This window comes from Enterococcus sp. AMC1623 (assembly GCF_058216495.1).
Window position 1 is genome coordinate 2,210,001 of record NZ_CM177096.1, and the last position, 25,365, is coordinate 2,235,365.

General features: G+C 36.3%; 26 protein-coding genes and 1 tRNA gene. 6 read left to right on the plus strand and 21 right to left on the minus strand.

The features are described 5' to 3' along the window. Complete coding sequence (locus tag AC4BC7_RS10720; protein WP_490502829.1) at positions 1 to 1,392, minus strand: glycoside hydrolase family 1 protein; 1,392 nt, start codon at positions 1,390 to 1,392, stop codon at positions 1 to 3. Positions 1,393 to 1,541: 149 nt separating this feature from the next. On the opposite strand from AC4BC7_RS10720, the gene AC4BC7_RS10725 reads away from it, so the two are divergent. Then, complete coding sequence (locus AC4BC7_RS10725) at positions 1,542 to 2,312, plus strand: MurR/RpiR family transcriptional regulator (protein ID WP_207871739.1); 771 nt, start codon at positions 1,542 to 1,544, stop codon at positions 2,310 to 2,312. A gap of 103 nt (positions 2,313 to 2,415) precedes the next feature. Here AC4BC7_RS10725 and AC4BC7_RS10730 read toward each other — a convergent pair whose 3' ends face one another. The 3 genes from AC4BC7_RS10730 to AC4BC7_RS10740 all read right to left on the minus strand — a co-directional run bounded on the left by AC4BC7_RS10730 (position 2,416) and on the right by AC4BC7_RS10740 (position 5,677). After that, complete coding sequence (locus AC4BC7_RS10730) at positions 2,416 to 3,168, minus strand: MurR/RpiR family transcriptional regulator (protein WP_490502830.1); 753 nt, start codon at positions 3,166 to 3,168, stop codon at positions 2,416 to 2,418. A 17-nt stretch (positions 3,169 to 3,185) separates the two neighbouring features. Continuing rightward, on the minus strand, positions 3,186 to 4,136 hold the full coding sequence (locus AC4BC7_RS10735) for a Gfo/Idh/MocA family protein (protein WP_490502831.1): 951 nt from the start codon (positions 4,134 to 4,136) through the stop codon (positions 3,186 to 3,188). A 149-nt stretch (positions 4,137 to 4,285) separates the two neighbouring features. Beyond that, positions 4,286 to 5,677: a glycoside hydrolase family 1 protein gene (locus AC4BC7_RS10740; RefSeq protein WP_207871742.1), complete on the minus strand. Its 1,392-nt coding sequence runs from the start codon at positions 5,675 to 5,677 to the stop codon at positions 4,286 to 4,288. Between the two features lie 146 nt (positions 5,678 to 5,823). Between AC4BC7_RS10740 and celB the strand changes: the two genes are divergently transcribed. Both celB and AC4BC7_RS10750 read left to right on the plus strand, forming a co-directional pair. Then, positions 5,824 to 7,092: a PTS cellobiose transporter subunit IIC gene (gene celB / locus AC4BC7_RS10745; protein ID WP_207871743.1), complete on the plus strand. Its 1,269-nt coding sequence runs from the start codon at positions 5,824 to 5,826 to the stop codon at positions 7,090 to 7,092. Between the two features lie 107 nt (positions 7,093 to 7,199). Further along, positions 7,200 to 7,916 (plus strand): UTRA domain-containing protein, encoded by a 717-nt coding sequence (locus tag AC4BC7_RS10750; RefSeq protein WP_207871847.1) that lies wholly within the window; start codon positions 7,200 to 7,202, stop codon positions 7,914 to 7,916. Positions 7,917 to 8,646: 730 nt separating this feature from the next. Here AC4BC7_RS10750 and udk read toward each other — a convergent pair. From udk to AC4BC7_RS10770, 4 genes are all read right to left on the minus strand, one after another. Beyond that, positions 8,647 to 9,273: a uridine kinase gene (udk, locus tag AC4BC7_RS10755; RefSeq protein ID WP_490502832.1), complete on the minus strand. Its 627-nt coding sequence runs from the start codon at positions 9,271 to 9,273 to the stop codon at positions 8,647 to 8,649. Between the two features lie 76 nt (positions 9,274 to 9,349). Next, positions 9,350 to 10,033, minus strand: a complete 684-nt coding sequence (locus AC4BC7_RS10760) for a YjjG family noncanonical pyrimidine nucleotidase (RefSeq protein ID WP_490502833.1) — start codon at positions 10,031 to 10,033, stop codon at positions 9,350 to 9,352. Between the two features lie 118 nt (positions 10,034 to 10,151). Beyond that, positions 10,152 to 10,532: a DoxX family protein gene (locus tag AC4BC7_RS10765; RefSeq protein WP_207871747.1), complete on the minus strand. Its 381-nt coding sequence runs from the start codon at positions 10,530 to 10,532 to the stop codon at positions 10,152 to 10,154. An 86-nt stretch (positions 10,533 to 10,618) separates the two neighbouring features. Continuing rightward, positions 10,619 to 11,329, minus strand: coding sequence for a pseudouridine synthase (locus tag AC4BC7_RS10770; protein ID WP_490502834.1), 711 nt, complete (start codon positions 11,327 to 11,329; stop codon positions 10,619 to 10,621). Positions 11,330 to 11,634: 305 nt separating this feature from the next. Between AC4BC7_RS10770 and AC4BC7_RS10775 the strand changes: the two genes are divergently transcribed. Beyond that, on the plus strand, positions 11,635 to 12,243 hold the full coding sequence (locus AC4BC7_RS10775) for a 50S ribosomal protein L25/general stress protein Ctc (RefSeq protein ID WP_207871749.1): 609 nt from the start codon (positions 11,635 to 11,637) through the stop codon (positions 12,241 to 12,243). Positions 12,244 to 12,329: 86 nt separating this feature from the next. Here AC4BC7_RS10775 and AC4BC7_RS10780 read toward each other — a convergent pair whose 3' ends face one another. From AC4BC7_RS10780 to AC4BC7_RS10795, 4 genes are all read right to left on the minus strand, one after another. Then, positions 12,330 to 12,668, minus strand: a complete 339-nt coding sequence (locus tag AC4BC7_RS10780) for a glycine cleavage system H family protein (RefSeq protein ID WP_207871750.1) — start codon at positions 12,666 to 12,668, stop codon at positions 12,330 to 12,332. Position 12,669: 1 nt separating this feature from the next. Then, positions 12,670 to 13,023, minus strand: coding sequence for an arsenate reductase family protein (locus AC4BC7_RS10785; protein WP_207871751.1), 354 nt, complete (start codon positions 13,021 to 13,023; stop codon positions 12,670 to 12,672). Next, positions 13,024 to 14,247, minus strand: a complete 1,224-nt coding sequence (locus AC4BC7_RS10790; RefSeq protein WP_207871752.1) for an FtsW/RodA/SpoVE family cell cycle protein — start codon at positions 14,245 to 14,247, stop codon at positions 13,024 to 13,026. A 259-nt stretch (positions 14,248 to 14,506) separates the two neighbouring features. Then, positions 14,507 to 14,579, minus strand: a tRNA-Thr gene (locus AC4BC7_RS10795). 126 nt (positions 14,580 to 14,705) lie between these two features. Between AC4BC7_RS10795 and AC4BC7_RS10800 the strand changes: the two genes are divergently transcribed. Further along, positions 14,706 to 14,942, plus strand: coding sequence for a hypothetical protein (locus AC4BC7_RS10800; RefSeq protein WP_207871753.1), 237 nt, complete (start codon positions 14,706 to 14,708; stop codon positions 14,940 to 14,942). A gap of 36 nt (positions 14,943 to 14,978) precedes the next feature. Here the strand turns inward: AC4BC7_RS10800 and upp are convergent, their stop codons facing one another. From upp to AC4BC7_RS10830, 6 genes are all read right to left on the minus strand, one after another. Further along, entirely contained in the window at positions 14,979 to 15,608 is a 630-nt protein-coding gene (gene upp / locus AC4BC7_RS10805; protein WP_207871754.1) for a uracil phosphoribosyltransferase, read from the minus strand. A 271-nt stretch (positions 15,609 to 15,879) separates the two neighbouring features. Continuing rightward, on the minus strand, positions 15,880 to 17,121 hold the full coding sequence (gene glyA / locus AC4BC7_RS10810) for a serine hydroxymethyltransferase (protein ID WP_490502835.1): 1,242 nt from the start codon (positions 17,119 to 17,121) through the stop codon (positions 15,880 to 15,882). Between the two features lie 181 nt (positions 17,122 to 17,302). After that, positions 17,303 to 18,325: an L-threonylcarbamoyladenylate synthase gene (locus AC4BC7_RS10815; protein WP_490502836.1), complete on the minus strand. Its 1,023-nt coding sequence runs from the start codon at positions 18,323 to 18,325 to the stop codon at positions 17,303 to 17,305. 196 nt (positions 18,326 to 18,521) lie between these two features. Beyond that, positions 18,522 to 19,352, minus strand: coding sequence for a peptide chain release factor N(5)-glutamine methyltransferase (gene prmC, locus AC4BC7_RS10820; protein ID WP_490502837.1), 831 nt, complete (start codon positions 19,350 to 19,352; stop codon positions 18,522 to 18,524). Then, positions 19,345 to 20,418: a peptide chain release factor 1 gene (prfA, locus tag AC4BC7_RS10825; RefSeq protein ID WP_207871758.1), complete on the minus strand. Its 1,074-nt coding sequence runs from the start codon at positions 20,416 to 20,418 to the stop codon at positions 19,345 to 19,347. The genes prmC and prfA overlap by 8 nt, the downstream gene beginning before the upstream one ends. Before the next feature lie 17 nt (positions 20,419 to 20,435). Further along, complete coding sequence (locus AC4BC7_RS10830; RefSeq protein ID WP_207871759.1) at positions 20,436 to 21,005, minus strand: thymidine kinase; 570 nt, start codon at positions 21,003 to 21,005, stop codon at positions 20,436 to 20,438. 259 nt (positions 21,006 to 21,264) lie between these two features. On the opposite strand from AC4BC7_RS10830, the gene AC4BC7_RS10835 reads away from it, so the two are divergent. Continuing rightward, on the plus strand, positions 21,265 to 22,416 hold the full coding sequence (locus tag AC4BC7_RS10835; protein ID WP_207871760.1) for a peptidoglycan-binding protein: 1,152 nt from the start codon (positions 21,265 to 21,267) through the stop codon (positions 22,414 to 22,416). Positions 22,417 to 22,458: 42 nt separating this feature from the next. On the opposite strand, the gene AC4BC7_RS10840 is transcribed toward AC4BC7_RS10835, so the two are convergent. The 3 genes from AC4BC7_RS10840 to AC4BC7_RS10850 all read right to left on the minus strand — a co-directional run bounded on the left by AC4BC7_RS10840 (position 22,459) and on the right by AC4BC7_RS10850 (position 25,340). Then, entirely contained in the window at positions 22,459 to 22,923 is a 465-nt protein-coding gene (locus AC4BC7_RS10840) for an ASCH domain-containing protein (protein ID WP_207871761.1), read from the minus strand. Positions 22,924 to 22,959: 36 nt separating this feature from the next. Then, positions 22,960 to 23,649 (minus strand): TraX family protein, encoded by a 690-nt coding sequence (locus tag AC4BC7_RS10845; protein WP_490502838.1) that lies wholly within the window; start codon positions 23,647 to 23,649, stop codon positions 22,960 to 22,962. A gap of 176 nt (positions 23,650 to 23,825) precedes the next feature. Next, positions 23,826 to 25,340, minus strand: coding sequence for a CHAP domain-containing protein (locus tag AC4BC7_RS10850; RefSeq protein WP_490502839.1), 1,515 nt, complete (start codon positions 25,338 to 25,340; stop codon positions 23,826 to 23,828). Between the last annotated feature and the right edge of the window lie 25 nt (positions 25,341 to 25,365).

The window sequence follows — 25,365 nt, forward strand, 5'->3', positions numbered from 1 at the left end:
TTAATTATTTTTATCAAAGCCTTGATTTTCAATAACATCTTTGAACCATAAACCCGATTTTTTCACTGTTTTTTCGCCTGTCTCCAAGTTCATACGATAAAAACCATACCGATTTTTGAAGGCATTAATCCATGACCAACAATCCACAAATGTCCACATATGATAACCTAAGCAGTTACTGCCTTCTTCCATTGCTTGATGTAACCAACTCAAATGTTCTTCTAAAAATTCGATACGATAATCATCTTGAACCATGTCGTCTTGAAGATATTGTTCCTCATCTTGAATACCAATCCCATTTTCCGAAACAAACCAATCGATATTCCCATATTCATTTTGAATTTTCTTCGCGATGTCATACAGCCCTTTAGGATAAATTTCAATACCACGCGATGTATTCATGCGACGCCCCGGCATTTCATAGTTATCATAAAACCATTCTGGAGAGAAAACACCTTCTGGATTAGGTACACTTTCTCTCGCTTTCACACGGCGAGGACGATAGTAATTAATCCCTAACAAATCAATTTTCGTTGCTGATAAAAGCTCTTTGTCTGCTGTTGTGACAACTGGTAATTGGTCGTATTTTCGTAATATTTCGCCAATTCCTTCCGGATAAAACCCTTTCAAAATAACGTCATTTAAACTTTTGGTATAAAACAAGTCGGCCATTTCTGCAGCATACAAATCAGCAGGATGTTGACTACGCGGATAGACTGGAATCACATCCATAATAATTCCTATTTTTCCAGAATAACCACCTTCACGAAAAGATTTAATGGCTTCACAGTGACACAAAACAATATGATGTAGCACTTGTGCAGCTCTTTTAAAATCCACTACATAAGGATAATGGCGATCATGTAAATAACCTGCTTCGGCGGGAATCATCGGTTCGTTAAAGGTAAACCAATAGGCGACTTTATCTCCGAATAGTTCAAAACAAGTTTCGGCATATTTTTTATAAGCTTGAATCACTTCTCGATTTTCAAAGCCACCTATTTCTTGCAATTTCATCGGCATATCAAAATGATACAAATTGATAAATGGTTGAATGCCTTTTGCATTTAACTCGTCCAACATCTGATTATAAAAAACAACTGCTTCAGGATTCACTTCGCCAACCCCATCTGGAATCAATCGTGACCATGAAATGGATGTCCGAAACGAATTAAATGATAAATCCGCCATCTTTTGAATATCTTCTTGATAATCTTCATAAAATCTTGACGTGTGTTCTGTCGTAACACCGTCGAAAAAGCGATGATTGTATTCTTTTGACGCATAGTCCCAAATATTTTCTCCTTTCTTATCTCCTTCAATCCGTCCTTCTGATTGTGTAGCGCTCGTTGCTGCTCCCCAAAAAAAGTCTTTTGAAAATGAATAATGCATCTAATCCCTCCATTTGTAAGTGCTATCATTTACACCGAGAGTATAGCATGAATTAAAATCAATATAATGATATAATTCATTTTAGTTTCCAATAACGGAAAATGTTTCTTGTTACATTTATGTCACGACATGTTACGGAGGATGAATACATGTTATTTCTTGATTATGTACCTGAATTAACTCCTTTAGAATTTGAGATTTATCGCTTTGTCGCCCAACATTTAGATGCTGTTTCAAAAATAAAAATTAAAGAATTGGCCAACCATACCCACACCAGTGCCACTAGTATCACTCGTTTTTGCAAAAAATTTGAATGTGCTTCTTTTTCAGAATTCAAAATTAAACTACGGATGTATAATGATTCTTTGCAAAAATCAAAAATTGCAGAAAGTGATGAAACACAATACATGGATTTTTTACAGCGAGTCAATCAACCGTTTCTACAAGAAAAAATTGATCAAGCAGTGTCATTACTCAGAGAAAAACAGTTAGTTTTATTTATCGGTTCAGGAACATCTGAAACAATCGCCGCCTATGGATCGCTTTATTTTACTAATTTAGCCAAAACCGCTTTAAAAATTGAAGACCCTTCCAATTATCCTATTGAATGGTTTTCTGAAGAAATATTAGAAAAAGTGTGTGTCATTGTCTTGTCTATTTCTGGTGAAACCAAAGAAATGATTCATTATTTGCAACGTTTGAACCAAAAAAAGTGCTGCATTATTGCAATCACTAATTCTGAAACTTCTACTATTAGCCGACTATCGGATTTAACGATTCCTTATTTTATCGAACGTGAAACAATTTATAAATCCAGTAACAATACAGATAAAACAATTGAGCTGACTTCACAGGTTCCTGCCCTATTTTTATTAGAAAAAATTGCTAAACGCTTGCATTTAAACCATGAAATCCACTAAAAGCAGCAAGTCACAGCCTCAATAAAAAGCGTAGAAACGATATTGTAAGCCCCAAAAGGTAGCTTTTTGCTCTACCTTTTGAGGTTCAACATACAATCTGCTTCTACGCTTTTTTATTTTTTGATTTTTGAACTTCTTTTGCTAAATATTCAATCGTATATAACGCTGGAACTTGTGTGGCTATATCGGCTTTTCCCTTACGCTCTGTTGTAATATAGTAGGCTAAATTAACATCTGACAAGCTGGCAATTGTTGAGTTAGCACTATTGGTAATCGAAATAATCGCACGTTGTTGCACCACAAAATGATTGAGATAATTGATAACGTCTAAAGATTCTCCATCTACTGATAAAACAATCAGTGCCATTTTTTCAGCGCTCGCAGTGCTTAACGAATTCAATGAATGATTCCCTGATAAATCAAGGTGCGCGACTACCGGGAAAATAGAGGCAAAATAGAACGCGCCATAAGAAGCAATACTATTGGATGTTCCTCCCCCAATAAAAAATACCATTTCTTTTTCCGCTAAAAGTTGAACTGCTTTCTGTAAATCCTCTTGGAATCGCTCTTCCTTCAAACGATGAATAAAATTGATAAAAGCACTCTCATCTACAGTTCGCACCGTTTGCTGTTTCTCTAAATTCTCCTGATACCATCGCAATTTAATCTTAAATTCCGAAAAACCTTCACAGCCAAATTTTTTGCAAAAACGTAAAATACTAGCGGTACTTGCCTGTGTGCAAGTTGCTAATTCACGGATGCGCATATAACTTACTTGCTCCATATGAGACGCTATATATTTATAAATCTCAAAATCAATCGGACTTAATTCGGGTGTATCGTTTAAGAATAGCATAATCTACCTCCGGATGTTTAGCTTTCCCATTGCTGATACAATTGTTCAAATAATTCAACGGTTTGTAAGGTCAACTCTTTTGTGACAATCGGACTTTCCAACAAGCCCTTTTGAAGACAGTCATTGACGTGATTGACTTCAAAAACAAATTCGCTTTGATACGGTTGCTCGAATTTTTCTGTTTTTCCTTCACATAACAGTGTTGCGTTTGTTGCCTTCCAAAAATTAGGAATAGTCAGCTCCCCTTTTGTTCCATAAAATGTTAGCTGACTCGGTAAATCCAGATGGGTAGTAATAAAAATATTCCCTTGTACTTTATTTTCAAATAGTACGCTGACATCACATTGCGTATCACTTTCATGAGGATTACGTACCGCTGTACCCGCCGCTTCAGCAATCGTTCCGCCTGTCACATACAACATGTACTGTAGAGGATATCCGCCTGAACCACGTAGTGCACCACCTCCTGCTTCAACCGAATAAAACCAATCAATATGATGAACCGTAGGATATGCCGTAGTTGATTGCATATAGTTCACCGTACCGATTGCTCCTGCCTCAATTTTTTCTTTGACAATTTGTGTGATTGGTAAAAACAATGCTTTTTGTGCTTCCATGATAAACAATTGGCGTTCACGCGCCAAATCAAATAATTCTTCTGCTTCATCCCAATTAAGTGTGAAGGGTTTTTCCAGTAAAACATGCTTGTTCGCTAACAAGGCTTCCTTAGCCGTTTCGTAATGACCTTTGTTGTACACGGCAATATACACAATATCAATGGTAGTATCTTGCAATAATTCTTGATAGCTACCATAGACATTAGGTATTTCAAGCTGTTCTGCCATTTCTTGCGCACGTGCATAATCACGCGCTGCAATCGCCACAACTTCGCCATCTTTGCTTTCTTTCACTCCTGCTACAAAGCGGGGAACAATCTGTGCAGCACTGATAATACCATAACGAATCATGAGCTTTCTCCTCCTTTGTCACGTTTGATTGTACTATACTTTTTTTCATTTGAAAAAGCATGAATACACAAAAAAAGGGACTGTGACATAAGTCCCCTTCTGATTATAACTGAGGATGATACATCCTTACGTCACAGCCTATCTATTCTTTAATTAAATCCGTTCTTTTCAGAAACTTCATTAAACCAATATCCTGATTTTTTGATTGTTCGTTGACCATCCTGCTCAAGATTTACTGCAATGAAGCCATACCGATTTTTATAAGCATTAGTCCATGACCAATTATCCATACAGGTCCACATATGATAGCCAATGCAATTTGCACCTTCTTGAATTGCTTGGTGAACATACCTTAGATGATCTTTAACAAACGCGATGCGATAATCATCTTCAATCTGACCGTCTTTATTGATAAAACGTTCTTCTCCCTCTACCCCCATACCATTTTCAGAAATATAACATTTAATATTGCCGTAATTTTCTCGAGTATTGGTCAAGATGTCATAGATTCCTTTTTCATAAATTTCCCAACCACGATAAGGATTCATTTTTTTATTTGGCATATCATAATTATCAAAATAGTCGTCTGGCATTGGATGATTGATATCAGCGATTGGTGTTTCTTTGGCCTTGATTCTACGTGGCTGATAATAATTAATTCCAAGTAAATCAACTGTATTTTCCTGAATCGTTAGTAAATCTTCTACTTCCATTTTTGGTAAAATATCTAATTCTTTGATAATTTCTACTAATTCTTCTGGAAACGTTCCTTTGACAGCGGGATCTAAAAAGGAACGATTGAAAAAAGCATCTGCAATCGCTGCAGCTTTAACATCTTCTGGATTAGAATCATCTCGTGGGTAGCTAGGTGTCAAGTTTAAAATAATTCCTATCTCGCCATCTAATTCCATTTCATGATATATCTTGATTGCTTGAGCACTAGCCAAATTTTCATGGAAGCCCACTTGAACAGCTTTTTTTAAATTCACTTCATTTGGATAATGAAACTGATACAAATAACCTCCTTCTACTGGAACAATCGGTTCATTATGAGTAAACCATTTCTTTACACGATCACCAAATAGTTCGAAACAAATTTTAGCATATCTTACATAAGCATCCACTGTTTGGCGACTCATCCATCCTCCTTGTTCCTGTAAAGACTTCGGCATATCAAAATGATACAAATTTATCAAAGGCTCAATATCATTCGACAGTAATTCATCAATATAGCTATTATAAAATGCCACCGCTTCTGGATTGACAGCTCCCACACCATCCGGAATTAAACGACTCCACTGAATGGATGTTCGAAATGAATTATGTCCTGTCTTTTTCATCAATTGAATATCTTCTTTATATTTCGTATATACTTGCGATGCTTTTTCTGGACCTACTTTATTAAAAAATTTTTCTGGCTCTTCTTCATACCAATAATCCCATATACTCTCTCCCTTAAGATCACCATGGATTCGCCCTTCACTTTGCGGACCACTAGCTGCTGAACCCCATAAAAAATTTTCTGGAAATTTATAATTCATATTTTTTCCTCCTTTACGATTTCCCAATTATCATAGCTGATATCAAAAAATAAATCAATCTTTTTAAATAAATGACTAGACATTTAAAATAAATAATGGTATATTTTCGTTGTAATCGATTACAAATATATATAGAGGTGACTATAATGAATAGTTTTATGGACAAATTGTCAGAAAAAATTATGCCTTTAGCTAATGCATTAGGGCAGAATCGTTATTTATCAGTTTTACGAGATGCATTCATGCTTTCTTTTCCACTTACGATGTTTGGCTCTATTGTTGTTGTTATTAATAATTTACCTTTCTTTAATGATGCTACAAAAGGAACCTTGAGCGGTCTTTTTGGAAATGGACAAAATGCCACAATGAGTATTATGACAATTTTTGTCACATTTGGTATTGGCTATTATTTATCTAAATCTTATAAAGTTGAGGCTATTTTCGGTGGCGCTGTTTCTTTAGCTAGTTTTTTAATTTTAACACCGTTTGTTTTATTAACTGAAGATGGTACTGAAGTCAGTGGCGTACTCTCTCTGGATCGATTAGGTGCAAAAGGAATGTTCATTGGTATGATTGCCGCTTTTATTGCCGCAGAAATTTATTGTCGAATCACTAAAAAAGGCTGGCAAATAAAAATGCCCGATGGTGTTCCACCAGCTGTGACAAAATCGTTCGCCGCATTGATTCCCGCAGTCGTAACTTTGACTTTCTTTCTATTAGTTAATGCCTTAATGATTGGAATCTTTCATGTGAACTTGCATGATGTTATCTATGAAGTCATCCAAAAACCATTAACTGGGCTAGGTAGTAGTTTACCTGCGACTTTATTAGCATTATTTTTAGTTCAATTTCTGTGGTTCTTTGGATTACACGGGCAAATTATCGTAAACTCTGTTATGGACCCAATTTGGAATACGTTAATGCTAGATAACCTTGAAGCATACCAGCAAGGACAGGATTTACCTCATATTATTACCAAACCTTTCATGGAAACATTTACTGTTGGACTAGGAGGTTCTGGTATGACTTTGGCAGTTGTCATCTTAATGGCTTTTGTTTTAAAGAAAAAGCAATATCAAGAGATTGGTCGACTAGCTTTAGCTCCAGGTATTTTTAATGTGAATGAACCCGCGATTTTTGGCTTGCCAATTGTACTCAATGCAACCATTTTAATTCCTTGGATTTGTGCACCATTAATTGTAACCACCTTCAACTACTTTATGATGGCAACAGGTATCGTTCCTGCCCCGACAGGTGTTTCTGTTCCTTGGACAGTTCCAATTATTGCTAGCGGAACACTTGCCACAAACTCATGGTTAGGCGGTTTATTGCAAGCAATAGATTTCATTATAGTTGCTTTAATTTGGTATCCATTTTTACGAGCAATGGATCGCCAAACAACTATCGAAGAGTAAACAAAACAAGAGATAAACACGAAATACACGTGTTTATCTCTTGTTTGTTTCATCTTAAGATTGAGGAAATGAAAAGAATTATGTATACTCAAATAGAGGTGAATGATGTGTTGAAGTACGAAGAAATCGCAAATGTTTTAAGAGAACGAATCAAAAGTCAGATTTATCCTCCTGACAGCTTTTTACCCAATCAAGTACAATTGGTAGAAGAATTTTCAGTGAGTCGAATGACCATCAAAAAAGCCATTAATATTTTGACTATGGAAGGACTAGTTTATGCACAACGTGGTAGTGGTACAAAAGTATTAAATCACCCTTTCGTTAATCGTGATACGTCTATTTTGTCCAATTATCAAGGTTTAAGCACAGAGATGATGCGTGAACATCGCTCATTAGAGAGTCAAGTCATTGAATTTAAAGTTGATTTTCCTGACAAAAATATCCAAGAACGTTTAATGATCGATGCTGAACAGCCGATTTACAAAATTATTCGTCTTCGCATTTTAGATGGTGAACCATTTATTTTAGAGTATACGTATATGCCAGTCAATCTTGTACCTGGATTGAAAAAAATCCATGCTGCTAATTCTATCTATAGTTATGTCAAAGACGAATTGGGGATTAAATTTGCTGGTGCCTATCGAACAATCATGGCCGATATCAGTTCTGAATTTGATCAACAGTATTTACAATGTAAAAAAACAGATCCGGTTTTAGAGATTCAACAAATCATTTATTTAAACAATGGTCAACCACTAGAATTCTCATGTAGCAGAAATCGCTATGATGTACGAGCCTATTCTTATCTAGACGTGAAAGAATAGCGTGCGCATTTCGAGTAATTAGCCTGAAGTTATGACATGAATACAAATAAAAGTATCTGAACCATAGAGAAGCGTGTGTGCTACTATTACGACAGAGGTCTGTCGAAGCATAGGAGTCGTCTTTCTATCGTTCAGATATTTATTGTTCATAACGTAATATCACACATTCCTTTCTTAACAATTAAAATTTACTATCTGGTTTATAAAGAAAAAATACCTCGGTACTCTCTAATCGCCCCCTTGCTGATAGAATTGTTCAAATAATTCAACGGTTTGTAAAATCAACTCTTTTGTGACAATCGGACTCTCCAAAAACAAATTTGCTTTGATACGGTTGCTCGAATTTTTCTATTTTCCTTCACATAATAGTGTTGCGCTTGTTGCCTTCCAAAAATTAGGAATAGTCCGTTCACTTTATATTGTGTATCACTTTCAAGAAGATTACGTACCGCTGTACCTGCTGCTTCAGCAATCGCTCTACCTGAACCACTGAAAAAGCACACATACACAAAAAAAGGCAACAACAAACAAATTGTTTGTTGTTGCCCTTTTTACAGTACTATTGCTAGTAGATGATCGATTCTCCACAAAACAATCATCCGACACCCTGCAAATCCGGCAGGTTGAGTTTCCTCGGTGTGTCTCTGTTTGAGTTGACTAGCATCCGCTAGCCGTCTCGGCTCATCGCATGAAGATTACTTTAGCATAAAATCACTCGCTTGGCTAGTGTTTAATCTTCTAAAATTGAGCCAACTTTCGTATTGATTAAATCAATCGCTACATGATTTTCGCCACCTTCAGGCACAATGACGTCTGCATAACGTTTGGTTGGTTCAATAAACTGATTATACATAGGTTTTACGACGGATAAATATTGTTCAATGATTGAATCTAGCGTACGTCCACGTTCTTCCATATCACGTTTGATACGACGAATAATACGAATATCGTCATCTGTATCCACGTAAATTTTAATATCCATTAAATCACGTAATCGTTCATCTTCTAAAATTAAAATCCCTTCTAAAATGATGACCTCTTTTGGTTCTTGAATAATTATTTCGTCACTACGTGTATGTTTGACATAATCATAAACAGGTTTTTCAATCGTTTCGTAATTTAATAATTTTGATAAATGCGTAATCAACAAATCCGTATCAAAAGCTAACGGATGATCGTAATTCGTTTTTAAACGATCTTCAAAGACTAAGTGGCTTTGGTCTTTGTAATAAGAGTCATGCTCTAACATCATGATTGAATGCTCGGGAAAGTGATTTAAAATCGCACGACTGACACTTGTCTTGCCACTTCCAGATCCTCCAGTAACGCCAATAATGATTGGTTTATGTTTCGTCATCAAATTTACCTCTTTCATTTTCAATTCTCTTTAAATTATAACGAAAATAGGTAAAATTACTATCAAAATCCATTGATTAAGCCAAAATTCCATAAATTTCTTGCAAGTTTTGAATTTGGAAAGTCGGTTTAATGTTTGGTTCTTCAACATTTTTAACAGGATTTAACCAAATGGTATCAATACCAGCATTTTTCCCACCCTGAATATCAGAAGTCAAAGAGTCTCCTATAATGATTGTTTCTTCTCTTTTCAATTCTGGAATACGTGCAAATGCGTAGTCGAAAAATTCTCGTTTTGGTTTTTGATAACCCGCTGTTTCGGATACAAAAATATCTTTAAAATAAGGTAATAGCTTTGAATCAGTGAGACGTTGGTATTGAGTTGTGGCCACACCGTTTGTAACCACGTATAACTCAGCTTTTTCTGCCAAGTCCTGTACAATCTCTAAACTATTTCCTAAGCGTTTGTGTCCTTGATTCAAATAATGACGATAGCGTTTTTCCATGGCTGGACTATCTACTTGTTTTCCTAAATGTTCAAACAAAATACCAAATCGACCATTTACAACCTCTGCTGAAGTCATATTGCCTTTTTCGTATTCTTTCCAACGTTGCTGATTTAACACCTTATAAGTCTGTTCAATTTCTGGTGTCAGCTCAATTTTCACTTCTTGAAACAGAGATTGTAATGCCTGATTTTCTGCATCTTTAAAATCTAATAAGGTATCATCGACATCGAATAATAATGTTTTGTATCGCATAGTAACGCTCCTTTTGTCTTCACTCTGTTAAATAGTGTAACTCATATTGGAATTTGAAGCCATTAGTAAACTTATTGAAAAAACCAGAGCTACAAAATGTAGTCCTGGTTTTTTCTTGTTATTTTGTGGGAATAAATTGCACAATTTTTTTATCAAAATGACTAATTCCCACACCTAAGCTGATGACTGCCAATAATAGTTCTAATTCATAGCCATTCACAAAGCCACTTTGTGCTTTTAACAAATACATTGCACTTAATAAAATGGCAATAAATCCTAGCGAAACCAGTGGCACTAATATCCCCGCAATCATAAATATTCCACCAACTACTTCTACCAAAGCAGTCAAAATAGCAACGATTCCTGGTACGCCGATACTTTCAAAAAATTGTTGTGTGCCAGTTAAATCTGTGAATTTCGCAACACCGTGCAACAACATAGTGATTCCTAAAATCACTCGAATAATAATAATGCCAATGACCAATCTATTCTTAAACATAACATCCTCCTAAACTTACTATAAGTTAGTACTTTACTATTAAACCATAGTTTGAAAGCCTAAGTAAATAATTATGCCTAGATTTTTCATCTGAAATAATCTTTTAATAACAGTAATTCGTCTTGCGTTAGTTCACGATAAGCACCTACTGATAAATCTCCTAGTGTAATTGGCCCCATTGCCACACGTTTTAAATAGATGACTTTTTTACCAGTCGCTAAAAACATTTTTTTCACTTGATGAAATTTTCCTTCTCGAATAGTTAAACGGACATGACTTTCATAGGGTGTTGCTGATAAAATTTCCAATTTTGCTGGTTGGCAGGTTGCACCCCCAATAAATTTAATACCTTGAGCGAAGATCGTCATATCTTTTGTAGTCACTTCTGCATTAATGATTGCTTCATATACTTTATCAACTTTTTTCTTTGGCTGAATTAAATCATAATTCAACTGTCCATTGCTTGTTAGTAGCAGAAGACCCTCTGTATCACGATCCAAACGCCCGACTGCCACTAAATCTTGACGATAGTCTTCAGGATGTAAACAGTCGAAAACAGTTGACAAATTATCTTTATTGGCAGTGACAACACCTTGAGGTTTATTTAATAAATAATATTTGTCATTTGTAAAAAGGCGTTGCCCATTAATGTCAATCTGATGAATTCGACTATCCACATTTTTATTTTCTTGATAAACCACTTGACCATCTACTTGAACTTTCCCCATTAAAAAAAGACGTTTCATCTGTTTTCTCGACGTCTTTAACTGTTTCTCAATTAATTTATCTAATCGCATAGTATCCCTTTCTTTCTATCTTATTATAGCTTGAATTCTTTAAGATTGTCCTAATAAAAAAATCGAAATCTTTGACTTCTATTAAAATTCCACGTATGGTTAAAGGGTAAAGTAAATATAAGTTCTCACTACACACAGCGTTACAACCTGGTGGAGAAAGATCTGATCAACCTTTCTGGGCAGCTGTGGATAAACAACTGCCTTTTTGCGTGTTCTCAATCACGTGCCACTTAAATGTGCATGAGTAACAAAAATTTGCTTAAAAACTACTGTTACAACACAGGAAATTTAGGAGGAATTGAGTTATGTCAGTATCATTGAAAGTAAGTAAGAGAGAAGTTCGCCCCCGTTCTATTCGAAACAAATTACGTCACGAAGGAAAAATTCCGGCAATTGTAAATGGGTACAAAGTAGAAAGTACACCTATTTCCATTGATGCCAAAGAATTTGACCGTATTTTACGTACGCATGGATTAAACACTGTAATTACATTGGCTATTGACGGAAAAAATGTTAATACTTTGATCCAAGACTATTCGTCTGACACATTTACAGGTCAAGTGACACACGTTGCTTTCCTATCCGTTGACATGAAAGAAGAAACAGAAGTGGAAGCAGAAGTTGTTTTAGTTGGTGAAGCTGCTGGTGTCAAAGCTGGTGGTGTTCTAACTCAAAATCTATATAGCGTGACTGTTTCTGCTACCCCTGATAAATTACCAGAAAATGTTGAAGTTGATGTTACTTCTTTAGAAATTGGTCAATCCATCACTGTTGAAGATATTCCAACTTCTGATGAATATACTATTGTAACAAATCCCGAAGAACAAATTGCGGCTGTGAATGAAGCTCAAATTGTAGAAGATGAAGAACCTGGTGAAGCTGCTGAACCAGAAGTTATCGGTGAAGAAGAATAATAAAAAATACCCTGTAAAGTCGAATGTACCGACCTCCAAAAATCTAACTTTTTGGGGTCACTACACGAAACTTTACAGGGATTTTTTTATAGTGCATCAAATTGTGCTACATCGACATCTTTCAAACTAATAATCCAAGCATTTAGCTCATCTTCATCATTTAATATATCCACATCTTCATCAATTTTTTCATTGACAGAAGAGACCACACCAGTTAATGGACTTAGGTATTCATTCACGGCTTTTTCGGCTTCAAGTTCAACTAATGTATCCCCTTGCGCAAATGTTTGTCCTACTTTGGGAACAGAAGCAAACGTAATTTTTCCTAAATCATCTTGTGCTTCTTTTGTTAAACCGATGACATATTCCACGCCATTAAATAATATCCATAAGTTATCTTTTTTCTTCAAGCATGTTTTTTCCATTTTAAAGGACTCCCTCATATTCGTTTTCCTTAAACCCATTCAATAAAAATTCACCATCTTTTACTAGAATAGGTCGTTTAATCAACATTCCATCAGATGCTAAAACCTGACTAGCTTCTTCTAGTGTAAAACTATCAATCTTATCTTTCAAGCCCAATTCACGATACTTCATGCCACTTGTGTTAAAAAAGCGACGCATCGGCAAATCACTAGCTTCCATCCACGCCTGTAATACTTTTGGCTCAGGAGGTTGCGTAATCATGTCGATTGTCTCAACAGTTTGTCCATGTGCTTCCAACCATTTTTTTGCGTCTCTACACGTACTACATTTTGGATACCAATATAATGTAAACATCTATCTTTTGCTCCTTCTACTACCTCTTTTAAGTGTTTCTGACTCTTGGTCAACAGAATGATAACGCATGGATAAAATCAAACCAATGCCAATCATGTTACTTAACAATGCTGAACCACCTTGACTAATAAATGGCAATGGAATCCCAGTTAACGGTAACAAGCCAATGTTTGCACCGATATTTTCAAACACATGGAATAAAATCATCATAATAATTCCAGTTGCAATATAGGTATAAAACTCATTGTTCGTATCAAAACAAACCCGAATCATGCGATAAATTAAAATGAAATATAATAAAATCACAAAAGTACTACCTACAAAACCAAAATTCTCACCAATTACTGAAAAGATCATATCCGATTCACGAACAGGGACATAGACATCACTGACATTAAAACCTTTCCCAAACATACCACCGGAACCAATCGCCATAATTGCTTTAGCTACTTGCCCAGAACTTCCTTGAACGTCATGAAAAGGATCTAGCCAGGCATCAATTCGCTTGAATTGGTATTCCGAGAATAAGCCAATATTTTCTAAAAACGCTCGTCCACCATCTGTAAGAACTAAAAAAATTGTGCCGGCACCAATAACCACAAACGTTGCAATGACTGGAACCACAATCTTCCAGGAAATCCCAGACATCAAAAAGATTCCGCCAAAAATAGCTAAAAAGACTAACATCGTCCCAAAGTCTTCTTGTAATAAAACTAAAATAATAACTGGTAACGTCACAGCTAACATTTTACCAATCAACAGTCCATCTGTCTGTAACGTTCGCTCACGATAACTCCCATTGTGCTTGGTAACAACCAAAGCCAACATCATAATCATCGCAATTTTCATTAACTCGGCTGGTTGTACAGTAAAGGCTCCAAAGCTAAACCAGTTACGAGAACCAGTAAACGCTGCAATATCTGGATCATAAAAACGAACCAATAGCGCCATGATTACGAGTCCTAAACCATAAATATACGGCGTTAATAGCCATAACATTCTAGAACTAATTCGCATGATAATAGCGACTGCAATAACCCCAAACACATACCAAACACCTTGCTTTAGAACGCCTTTAATTGGATTAGCAGATTCTGCTAAATTATGACTATGAAACAATGCAACATATAATGACGCTAATCCCACTAAGCATAAAAGAAAAACAGGTAAAATTACCCCATAATCAATTCGGTTATCATTTCTAAACACATTCTTTTTTTCCATCGGCTCTCTCTTTCCCTAAAAATACTCTTCTCATTATAGATGGAATCATTTAGAATTGAAAGTCTTCCGCTGAGACATTCAAAAAAATTTTAGAAATACTCACTTTAGAGCAATTTATAAATTTTTTATCGTGTTCATTTTTTTGTAAGACAGTTATTTCTGTATCAACGCTTCTTTGAATATGATTTATTTTTATGATTGACTCGATAAAAAACGCTAATAAAAACCACGACGGCTTTACATCAGCGTTAATTACTTATGCCAGCTGCAGGGATCGAACCTGTGACCTACGCGTTACGAGTGCGTTGCTCTACCAACTGAGCTAAGCTGGCGAAAATACACAAGTATTATAGTTAAAAATCTTTTTTTTGTAAAGTGAAATTCTTTTATAATCCTGTTGTCTGAAAATTTCCAAAAAATGTGTTACAATTTAATACAGAAAGGGAGGTTTTTTAAATATGTCAACATTTGGTAAATTTGAAACAACTGTCGTCCCATCCGAATTTGGTGAAATGTTTACCGTAGATACTCCGGTAGCATTCAAAATTCACGATCAAGTAGAAACAGGTACTGTCACTAAACAGCTAAAAAACTCAGCCGTTATTGAAATTAATGAAACTGCTGACAATAAACAGCTCATGTCCAAAAGTAATGGCGTTATCATTATTAACTATAAACATATGAAGAAAATATAATAAAAACCGATTGGAAAAATCCCAATCGGTTTTTATTTATTTTGTACCGAATAAACGGTCACCCGCATCGCCTAAACCAGGAACGATATAGCCATGATCATTTAAATGATCATCTAATGCAGCTGTATAGATGTCTACATCTGGATGCGCTTCTTGTAACACTTTCACACCTTCTGGAGCAGCAACTAAACAAACAAATTTGATGTTTGAAGCACCACGTTTTTTCAATAAATCAATTGCCATGATCGCTGAACCACCTGTTGCTAACATCGGGTCAACCACTAATAATTGACGGCTATCAATATCTTCTGGTAATTTTACGAAATATTCATGTGGTTCTAGTGTTTCTTCATCACGATACACACCAACGTGACCTACTTTTGCTGCTGGAATCAATTGTAAGATACCATCAACCATTCCTAAACCAGCACGTAGAATTGGAATAATTGCTACTTTTTTACCTGCTAAAGTTTTTTGTGTTGTTTTCGTAATCGGAGTTTCGATAACGACGTCTTCTACTGGCATGTCACGTGAAATTTCGTACGCCATTAACATCGCAATTTCATCAACAACCTCACGAAATACTTTTGTTCCACAATTTTTATCACGAATAATTGATACTTTATGTTGGATCAACGGATGATCGATTACTTGAAATTTGCCCATTGTCAGCTCTCCTTTAGAGTTTTCTTTTATTGTAATTCAAATCAAAATTTCGCACAACATATCTTGTGTCAATTCACGTTATTTTTTTGAAATATCCATCTTTTATTCCTTTTTGATAAGAATTAGTGTTTATTTCAACTTTGGATAAATCTAGGCAAGGTTTTAGTTAATCGGAGTTACTTGCATCCTGATAAATAACAAGCTTTCTTTTTTCTTGATTTTACTGTAACAAAAAAAGGAATTCTCATTAGCTAGAGAATCCCTTTTGTTATTACTTCGCGTACAAAGGATGTGCATCTGTTAAAGCACGAACTTCTTCTTTCACTTGTGCATGAACAGCTTCATCGTCTTTATTTTCCAATACTTTCACGATTAGTTTAGCAATAGCTGCTGAACCTTCCTCGTCAAAACCACGACTTGTAATTGCTGGTGTTCCTACACGAATACCACTTGTTTTGAAAGGACTTAATGTTTCAAATGGAATAGAGTTTTTGTTGACAGTGATATTGACAGTATCTAATAATTTCTCAGCATCTTTTCCGGTCATATCAAAACCAGTTACATCAATTAGTAATAAATGGTTATCAGTTGAACCAGAAATTAGACGAGCTTTTGCTGAATCATTGAAGACTTCTGCCATCGCTTTGGCATTTTTGATGACTTGGCTTGCATAGTCTTTAAAGCTTGGGTCTAAAGCTTCTTTAAATGAAATAGCTTTACCAGCAATCACGTGTTCTAATGGACCACCTTGGATACCTGGAAAGACATTGCTGTTAATTTTTTTCGCTAAAGCTTCGTCATTCGTTAAGACTAAACCACCACGAGGCCCGCGTAATGTTTTATGCGTTGTCGTTGTGGTAATATCAGCATAAGGTACTGGGCTTGGATGTAAGCCTGCTGCTACTAAGCCAGCAATATGGGCCATATCAACCATTAATTTTGCGCCAACTTCATCAGCGATTTCTTTAAATTTAGAAAAATCAATCGTACGAGAATATGCGCTAGCACCAGCAACGATTAATTTTGGTTGATGTTCTTTTGCTAATTCAAGAACGACATCATAATCAATTAATTCTGTTTCTTTATCGACACCATAACTTACAAAGTTATATGTTTTACCACTAAAGTTAACTGGTGAACCATGTGTTAAATGTCCGCCTGCAGATAAATCCATACCTAAAACAGTATCGCCTGCTTCAATTAAAGCTAAATACGCAGCTGTGTTAGCTTGGGAACCTGAATGAGGTTGTACGTTTGCAAATTCCGCACCAAAAATTTCTTTCGCACGATCGATTGCTAAACTTTCAATGACATCTACGAATTCACAACCACCATAATAACGACGGCCTGGATAACCTTCTGCATATTTATTTGTTAAGATACTACCTTGCGCAGCCATAACACCTTCAGAAACAATATTTTCAGAAGCAATTAATTCTAAATTGTTTTGTTGACGCTCAGCCTCATTTTCAATCGCTGTCCATAAATCTTTATCAAACTCTTTATAATCCATTCTACACATAACACCCCTTTACTAAGATGTTAGCATTGTAACATAATCGCGCACATAAATCTCCAAAAAAATCTAAAAAGGCGATTCATTTTGTCTATTTCAAATTAAAAACGGTTTAAAAACGAACAATAAAAAGAAATACATCTTTTATCGTTAGAAAAAAGATGCATTTCTTGCTCATTTATTCAAAATATTGTTGGGCTGCCGCTTTTTTTAGGCGATTCATGTACGCTACGCCTAAATCTTTTTCAGGAAATGTCGCCACGTAAATCACATCTAATTTTGGATTAGTTTCATCTAAGGCCCGTAATCCTGCAAATAGCCCTTTTGTGGCTGCTTCCACGCTATCATCAGCATACGTAAAAACCGTCGTTACGTTTTGTTGCACTTGGTTTACAATAGTAGGTCCTGCCATAACGCCGACTTTCAATGCTTGTTGTTTAGCAGCTGCTATGGCTTTTTCCCAATCGTTTTCGCGAATCATCATAACTCTTGTATCGGGTGAATAGTGTTTATATTTCATACCTGGTGATTTTGGTGCTTCTGATTCTTTAATCAAATGTTTATCAACAGCAATCTCGATGCCTAAGTCTTGTTCTAGTTGTTCCTTTGTAATTGCTCCTGGACGCAAAATCATTGGTGGTTGGTTGGGATCACTAATATCTAAAACAGTTGATTCCACCCCAATCGCTGTTGAACCATCTTCTAAAATCCCTTCAATTTTCCCATTTAAATCGTGATAAACATGCTCACTACTAGTCGGACTTGGTTTTCCCGAGGTATTTGCACTAGGTCCAACTAAAGGTAAACCCGATGCATTCAACAAAGCTAACGTTTTGTCGTTATTAGGCATACGAAACGAAACGGTTGATAGTCCAGCTGATACCACTGCTGGAAAAGCATCTTTTTTCGTTTGGCATACTAATGTTAAAGGACCTGGCCAATATTTTTCTGTTAATTGTTCTGCTAAGGGATGAATGTTATCTACATAGGTTTTTACTTGATTAAATCCTGTAATATGTACAATCAAGGGATTATCTGTTGGTCTACCTTTCACTGCAAAAACTCGCTTTACTGCCTTTTCGGATAAAGCATTCGCACCTAGTCCATAGACTGTTTCGGTTGGAAATGCCACTAAACCATCTGCTTTTAAAATAGCAACTGCCGTGTTCAATTCTTTTTCATTCAATCGTTTGGTTTCCAAAGTTATCCACACCCTTTCAATCTTTTTTTATTGAGTTATCAACAATTCTATATAGTTATACACATTCTGTGGAAAACTCTACTATTTATCATCTATTTGTCACTCAGCATTTCTCTCGGTAGTTACCTTGGTAGGAATATAGCTACTTTTAAAGGATTTGATTACCAATCTTAGTTATCCACAAGATTGTGGATAACTAATAAACAAAAACCATTCGATCTTGTCCTGACAAGTCTTTTTTAATTTCAATTACTTTATCAGGAAACGCCTCTTGAAATAATTTTTTAACTGCTTCTCCTTGTTGAAAGCCAATTTCTAAAAAAATCTTCCCGTGAGGTTGTAATTTCATTTTTGCTTGCTGAGCTAACTTTTCATACATAGCTAACCCATTGTTTGAAGCAAACAATGCTGTTTTGGGCTCAAATAAACGAACACTCTCATCCATCAATGACCATTCAGCTTGACTGATATACGGTGGATTGGAAATTAACACATCAATTGGCTGCGAAATCGGATCCAAGGTATCACCGAGGTAAAAATCTACCTCTGTTGTTAACGATCGACTGTTTTTTTGAGCTATTTCTAAGGCAGAAACAGAAATATCCACTGCCATAACTTGCCAGTTTGAGCGCTCGGCTTTTAATGTAATAGCAATTGCACCAGTTCCTGTTCCCACATCTACCACCGTTAAAGGTTCAGAAGAATTTTTTTCTAAACAAAGTGCCACTAATTCTTCCGTTTCGGGACGAGGAATTAATGTATCTGTGGTTACTTGGAATCTGCGACCATAAAATTCTTCGTAACCAATTAAATACTGTGGAGGATGATTGGCTAATAAAGCAGCTAAGTCACTTTGTAGTTGTTGTTCTTCTGCGAAAGAGATTTCTTTTCGCATGTTTAACAGCCAATCCGTTTTCGTCCAATGTTTTCTTGCTAAAAAGACGTATTGAATCGCATAGCCTTCTTTACCTTGTTCTTCTAAAAAAGAAGAAGCCCATGACAGGACTTCTTGATAAGTTTTAGCCATTTTGCAACTCTTCTAACTTCGATGTTTGATCATACATAATTAATGCGTCGATGATTTCATCCATTTTACCTGCTAGAATTTGATCTAGTTTTTGAATAGTTAAGCCAATACGATGATCCGTTACTCGGTTTTGAGGGAAATTATAGGTACGAATTCGCTCTGAACGATCACCAGTTCCTACTGCTGATTTACGGTTCGCATCATATTCACTTTGCGCTTCTTGTTGGATTTGATCATACACGCGCGCACGTAAAACTTTCATTGCTTTCTCACGGTTTTTCAATTGTGAACGTTCATCTTGCATTGCCACCACAATTCCAGTTGGGATATGTGTTAAACGTACCGCAGAGGCCGTCTTATTGACGTGCTGACCACCAGCACCCGATGCATGATAAATATCCGTACGAATATCTTTATCCGCAAGATCGATTTCTACTTCTTCAGCTTCTGGCATCACAACAACTGTTGCTGTCGACGTATGAATACGTCCTTGAGATTCTGTTGAAGGCACACGTTGAACTCGATGAGCGCCACTTTCATATTTTAGTTTTGAGAATACATTATCGCCACTAATCATCATGATGACTTCTTTGTAGCCACCGATTCCGGTAACGTTTGCTTCTAGCACTTCCGTTTTCCAGCCTTGTGATTCAGCATAACGTTGATACATACTAAATAGATCTCCTGCAAACAATGCCGCTTCGTCTCCTCCAGCAGCACCCCGGATTTCCATAATAATATTTTTATCATCATTTGGATCTTTTGGTAATAATAAGATTTTGATTCGTTCTTCAAGCTCTACTTTTTCTTTTTTCAGTTCAGAAAGCTCTTCTTTGGCTAATTCCGCCATTTCATCGTCCAAGTTTTCGCCTAACATTTCTTCTGCATCCGCAATTCCTGCGACAACATCTTTATAACGACGATAAACGTCAACTGTTTCACGTGTGCTAGCTTCTTCTTTAGACAGCTCCATGAAACGCTTGGTATCAGATACGACAGCTGGATCACTTAATAATTCGCCTAATTCTTCGTAACGGTCTTCAATTGCTTGTAACTGATCGTACATTTGTTTTGCTCCTTTGTTTAAATTTCTGGATGGAAGTAATGGTGACGACAAACTGGATAATAGGCTTCATTGCCACCAATTTGCACTTGTGCACCTTCATAAACCGGCTTTCCATCAATATAATGTAAATTCATAATTGCTTTTTTGTGACAAAACCAGCAAATAGTTTTCATTTCTTCAATTTTGTCGGCATATAGCAATAAATATTTTGATCCTTCAAATAATTCATTACGAAAATCATTTTTCAGACCAAACGCCATGACAGGGATTCCTAATTCATCAACTACACGGGTAAAAGAAAGAACATGCTCTTTCTTTAAAAATTGTGCTTCATCAATCAATACACAATAAGGAGTGTAGTCCAGTTCTTGAATGACAGAAAATACATCTGTCTCATCAAAAATTGGAATAGCTTTCTCTTCTAAACCAATTCGACTAGAGACTTGTCCAATGCCCGAACGCGTATCTAATCCACTTGTCATCAAAACAACAGGTTTATTCTGTTCTTCATAGTTATGGGCAACTTTTAAAATCTCAATTGATTTTCCACTATTCATTGCGCCATATTTAAAAAATAATTGTGCCATGTGGTCATCCTCCGTTTGTTCCTTTGCTAGTATACTTGAAAATGACAATTTTTTACAGCTTTAAATATCTTCTTTCTTCGATTTTTATACAAAAAAAATGGAATTCAACAACTAACTTTTCAATTTTAAATAACATTGACTTGAATTTCACAATTAAATGCATGAATTTTTCCCTATAAAACCCAAAATACCATTTGGCAACGTTTTCCTTTTGTGATACAATGTGAATAAATTAACAATTAAATTTTAGGAGGATATTATGAAAAAGACACGAATCGCTACCTTTCTTGTTTTCGCTAGTTTAAGTTTAGCAGCTTGTAGTCCGGATGATTCAAATACGGCAGGTTCAACAACAGAAGGACAACAGACCACTGCTTCAAGTGCAACCACTTCAGAAAGCACTACAAGTGAAGCAAGTAACATTACTATTGCGGAAGGAACAGATACAGGCACTGAAATTCCCGAAGCAGGCACATTAGTGATGCGACAAATGTATACAGCACCACATGGAACAAACTCGTTCGCTGCTGTAAATGTTCTAATGAACGGAGAAACAATTGTTGCCGCACATATAGACGAGTTTCAATATTTAGATCCAGCTGATTTTACAGGCGTTCCAAATGCTGATGCTGGTTTTGGCGAAGCTTTTCCTGAAGGGACTGTTTTAGGAAGTAAAACTGAAAATGATGCGGCTTATTCCGCTTTAATGAAAGATAAAGCTGGTGCAACACAAACATGGCAAGCCAGTATGGATGCCATTACTGATTTTGTAAAAGGCAAAACGGTCGCTGAAATCGAGACAGCTGTCGGTGAGTTGGATAAACAAGGCGAAGATGGTAACCCTGCTGATGTTGTTTCTGGTGCTACATTTGCCGACACAAAAGGTTATTTACAAGCCATTGCTGACACAGCCAACAACGGCATGGTTGCTATTGGTGCTAAAACTGAAGCAACTGATTTTACACAAACACAATCTCTTGGCGCACCACATGGCGATAAATCCTTTGCCATCACAACTGTTGCAATGGATGGCGATAAAGTAGCTGCCGTCTTCCTTGATGAATTCCAATACGTAGATGCGACAGCTTTCGGTGGCGTTCCAAACTCTGATGCCGACTTTGGTCAAGGTGTTGCAGCAGGGCAAGTATTGGCTTCTAAAGTCGCTAACAATGATGCCTATTCAGCTTTAATGAAAGAAAAAGGCGGCTCTACTCAAGAATATGCAGTAAATATGAAAGCAGTCGAAGATTTTGCAATTGGTAAAACGATTGCTGAAATCGAAGCAGCTATCGGTGAATTAGATAAACAAGGCGAAGACGGTAACCCAACGGATGTCGTTTCTGGTGCTACCTTTGCTGATACAAAAGGTTATTTACAAGTTATTGCTGATACAGCCAAAAAAGCAGAATAAACGACAACAGTGTTCGTTGAAATCAGTTTCAACGAACACTGTTTATTTATTGCTATAAAGATCCACGACTTTAAATGACTGACACACCAATTCAATCGTTGGCGTAAATGGCAATGAATATTGTCCTAATTCCCAGCGGAAAAATTTTTCATGCTCCTGGTACCAATACTCATAACTTAAATCTCCTTCACCTTCAGAAACAGCAAATTCTTGAGAAACTTCATTCATCGGGACAATTTCAATTTTCGTATATTGAATAATCGCCAATGGATTATTTTGCCCATCCAATACAATTTCATATCCTCCAACAGCAGGTATGTTTTCTTCTTCAAGTTCATGGATACACTTGGCTGAACAGGTTCCTGTTTTAAGCCCTTGAACAACGAGCTGACCTAATTCATTCCCCATTTTTTCCGATCCATCTCCAAACATCCAAGCATCTGGAAGTGCTTGTGTCAGTCCTTGTTTCTGACTAAATGTATGCCAATATTTTCTTACTACATCCATCAAATCGCCTCTTATCTTTTGTGACCTTATCATTTATTACAACATAAAAGTCGCTATTAAAGCAATAATATATAAGTGCAATGGATAAAATAGATAGAAGAAATATTTAAAGAAGGGCTGATTACTCCCTTTTTCTCCATTATATAATGCTAAGAATGGCAAAACAGAAATAAAGAAAAAGTCTGAGTTCATCGCTAACATCGTCAATGTTGTTTGCCAATCTCCATAATCCACATAACTAAGGAAAAAGAACAAAATGGACAGTGCGAACCAACAACTATTGCGCAACCAACTATTGTTTCGAGCGAGATAAGCGATCAACATAAATGGAATCAGCACAATACCTCCTTCTGTCACTAAAGATCCTGCTATTAAGCAAAAAATTAGTAGGCTAGCTGCTACTCGGGTTAGTCCTTGATTTGTTTGCCAGTGCTGTATCAGATATAGAATAGTTGTCCCGAACGCTAATGTCAGAAAAATATTATTATGCACAGCATATTCTTCTGCAAAAACAAGTGTATTTAACACCCAATTACTTGCAAGCATGAGCAAACCAGCACTCCATAAACGGATTAAATATTTTTTTTGATTTCTAGTATAGCGTAAACCTTCCACGCTCATATACGCAAAAAACACACCCACACAACGCGTTAACACGTGAAAAAGAGCTGCTGTTTCGGCAGATACAAAGGGACTGATATGGTCAAACACCATTAAGATAAGCATAAATACTTTCAATTGATTTCGATTAAAAATGTTGTTTCCTACTTTCTTTTTTTCTTTAATATAACAATAACTCTCTAGTGTTTACAGCTATTTAAATAACAAGTGACGAACAGTTTTGTCACATAAAAAAGAGGTAGAAAACTTCGTTAAGTTTTCTACCTCTAACTATCTTAAAATTAACGGTGAATATAAGTGTAACCTGATGCACTCATTGTTGCAGTGTTAGGGCCTCCAGGGCTAGAGAATCCCATACCACCTTGAGAAATAGTGATTGTGTTACTTGCTGCATCATAAGATTCTACATAAGCAACGTGTCCGTAAACACCATCAGCTGTCCAAACACCACCGACAGATTGACCAGCAGCAAATACTACGACTGAACCAGCGGCAGGTGTACCATTTACAGTATAGCCATCAGCTGCTGCAGATGCACCCCACTGTGCGCCATTACCCCAGTAAGTTCCAACCCATGGTGCACGGTTTTTCACATACCAAGTACATTGTCCCCAAGCATACATGTTACCTGAAGAAGAATGGTCAACTGCACCACTTGATGAATTTCCTACAAATGAACTATTATTGTTTGATTCAACAGAAGGTGTTTCAACAGTTACTTCTGGTGTTTCTTCAACTTTTGGTTGTTCTACAACAGTCGCTTCTGTTTTTACTTCTTGAACGACTTCTTTTACTTCAGTTTTTGGTTCAGAAACTTCTTGTTCCACAGTCTCTTCAACTACTGGCTGTTCTTGTGTTTCTGCTGGTTGTTCAACTGCTTGTTCTACTGATTCAGCTTGTTCTGCTTTTGGCTCAGTAGTTTCTTGTTCGACAGTTTGTTCAGCAGCTTGTTCTTGTGTTTCTACTGATTGTGTCGCTTTTTCTTCAGTTTGTTCTTGTTTAACTGTTTGTTGAGCGGCTTCTTGCGCTGCTTGTTGTTGAGCTGCTTCAATACGTGCTTGTTCTTCAGCTGCTTTTTTAGCGGCTGCTTGTTGTGCTGCTAAAATGCGAGCTTTTTCAGCTTCAGCTTCTTCTTTTTTCTTTTGTAATTTTGCTTTATCGCCTTCAGCAGTTGCTTGTTGTGCTGCTAAGTCTGCTTTTAAGACGTTTACGCTTGCTTGTTTTTCAGCAAGAGAATTTTTTTCATTTTCCAATTGTTGTTGTGTCGCCGCAACTTCTTGGACTTTTCTTTCATTCTCTTGAATATTTTTTTCAACAGCTTCTTTATCTTGCTTTTGCTTTTCGATTAATTCGTTATTTGCTTTAACGATTGTTGATACTGCTTGTACACGACCAATTGCATCGCTTAAAGAATCAGCTTCTAAAACCGCATCAAGTAAATTCATGTTATCGCCATTCACTTGGACGTCACGCGCTTGATTTTGGATAACTTCTTCACGTTGTGCAATACGTAATTTTAAATCAGCAATTGTTTGTTGTAATTTTTCAGCTTCTTTACCTAATTCAGCTTGTTTTGCTTCTAATTCGCTAACTTTTCCGCTAACTGTTGCAATTTCTGATGATAAACTATCGATTTGTGCTTGTGCATCTGCTTGTTGACCTTTTAAATCATTGATTTTTTGATCTTGTTGTTCAATTTGGTCATCGATTGTATCTGCCAAAGTTGCGCTTGGCGCTGTAATTGCTGTTAACATTAATGAACATACCATTAAAGTGGCTAAGTATTTTTTCTTCAAATTATTGTTCCCCCTGAGATTACTC